This window comes from Brasilonema sp. UFV-L1 (genome assembly GCF_012912105.1).
Taxonomy (GTDB): Bacteria; Cyanobacteriota; Cyanobacteriia; order Cyanobacteriales; family Nostocaceae; genus Brasilonema.
Genome location: NZ_QMEA01000313.1, coordinates 1 through 1,975, shown reverse-complemented (window position 1 = coordinate 1,975; position 1,975 = coordinate 1). Strand labels below are relative to the sequence as shown.

The 1,975-nt window shown below is 42.7% G+C and carries 2 protein-coding genes; one reads left to right on the top strand and one right to left on the bottom strand.

From position 1 onward, the window contains the following. Positions 1–63 precede the first annotated feature (63 nt). Positions 64–519 (bottom strand): IS200/IS605 family transposase, encoded by a 456-nt coding sequence (gene tnpA / locus DP117_RS35125; RefSeq protein WP_169222754.1) that lies wholly within the window; start codon positions 517–519, stop codon positions 64–66. A gap of 43 nt (positions 520–562) precedes the next feature. On the opposite strand from tnpA, the gene DP117_RS35120 reads away from it, so the two are divergent. Beyond that, positions 563–1,975 (top strand): transposase (locus DP117_RS35120; RefSeq protein ID WP_248277981.1); only part of this gene is annotated, 1,413 nt, incomplete at its 3' end.

The following is a 1,975-nucleotide window of genomic DNA, read 5'->3' as shown; positions in this document are numbered from 1 at the left end:
TCTGACCTGAAAGGCAGTGTGGGATGAATTTTTGGGCGACGACGAAACCATCTCCGACCGATATCAACCGTTAGGTTGATGAGGGAGTGGGATGGTTGAGGAATCGCCACTTTCGGGTCGGTCTTGCAATTCAATGTACTGCTTCAATGTCGAGATGGTAACGCCGCCACAGCTAGCAACGAAGTATGAGCCATTCCAAAAAACGTCTTTGGTATAGAAACGAGTGAGATGTTCTGTAAATTCTTGTCTGAGTCTGCGAGATGTGGTTGATTTGATGTTCCCAACCAGTGTACTTAATTGCAAATCTGGGTGGTATTGAAACAATAAATGTACGTGGTCAGATTCGCCATTAAATTCTACAAGTTTGCAATCCCACTTAACCAATAAATCTTCAAGGATAACGTGTAAACGCTGCAACATTTGACCTGTAATAGCTTTGCGGCGATATTTTGTTGTCAGTACAAGATGAGCTTTCAAATCACTGACTGACCTCCCCTTGGAAACAAAATCATTTTTCACATATTTTTCAGCAACTCTACTATAATCAGTGTAGTCTAGAATAATGACGTTGCCCAAAGTTCAAGGAGGTGATTTCCCTTTGCTGCTTAACTATCAATATCGCGGTTATCCTGACACTAATCAGAAACAACAACTCAACAGATGGTTACGGGTTGCTCAGTATTGGTATAACAAACAGCTTGGGGATAGGTTCGACTGGTGGCAAAATAATCGTTGTAATGTTGATTCATGCCCGTTGACTTGCTCGTTGCCAGTGTTAAGAGAAAATCCAGATTTTTATTCTCAGAAAAAACAGCTACCAGCCCTGAAAGAAGATTTGGTTATTGTTCAACACTCTGGTGAATTACTAGATTTAACGTCTGTGCCGTCTCAAACGCTACAAGATGTATCAAAACGGGTAGACCTGGCATTTAAGCGCTTTATTCGCGGAGATAGCAACGGAAAACGTAGTGGGCGACCACGTTTTAAGAATTCAGCACGTTACCGCACTTTGAGGATTGAAGGACAAGCTATAACCATTGAAAGAATAGAAAAAGATTGGTTATTTTTGTCAATTTCAAAGCTTAAAGGCTGGTTAAAAGTACGATTACACCGCCCATTACCGGATGGGTTCGTTCTCAAAAATATGTTGCTAACCAAGAAATCTGATGGATGGTATGCCACTATTTGTTTGGAAGACCCAACCGTTCCAGTCTTTAACCCAGATGAAGTTACTCCCACTTGGGAGAACACTTTGGGGATAGACGCGGTACTGCACGAAAACGATTACTTGGCGACTTCACAAGGAACTAAAGTACTATCGCTGAAATCGTTCAGGAAATCTGAAAAACGGCTAGCCAAAGTTTCGTGCCGTAAAGAAAACAAGCGCAAAGGTAGTAAAGCCCGTCTAAAATATGCCAAGCGTCAAGGACGCGAACATCAACGTATTGCTAGAGCTAGGATTGACCATGCTTTTAAAACTGCTCACATGCTGGTACGAACAGGCAAGAAAGTTTTTGTACATGAAGATTTAAACCTTAAGGCTTTGTCGAAACGGAACAAAGCAAAGCAAGACGAAAATGGCAAGTATCTACCCAATGGTCAGTCTGCAAAATCCGGGTTAAACAAATCCTGGAACGATGCAGCATTTGGGCAATTTTTCATAATCCTAGAATACATAGCTGGAAAAGCTGGGGCTAGGACGATAGCAGTAAAACCTGCATACACCTCTCAATTACTCGCTTATCGAGACGAGTTTATCTTCACTGACCGCGACATGCGGGAGTATTGGGATGCTGAACATTCGCTTTGGGTTGACCGTGACGTGAACGCCGCGATTAACATAAAGCGCGTTGGGCTGGGACTGTTCCCAACGATAAAATGCCGTAGAGCGAATCCAGTAGTCAGTGACTCTACTACTAATAGTACCTCGAAGGAAGTTCTAGTAGTTCTCAGGAACGCTAGAAGCCTACACTCA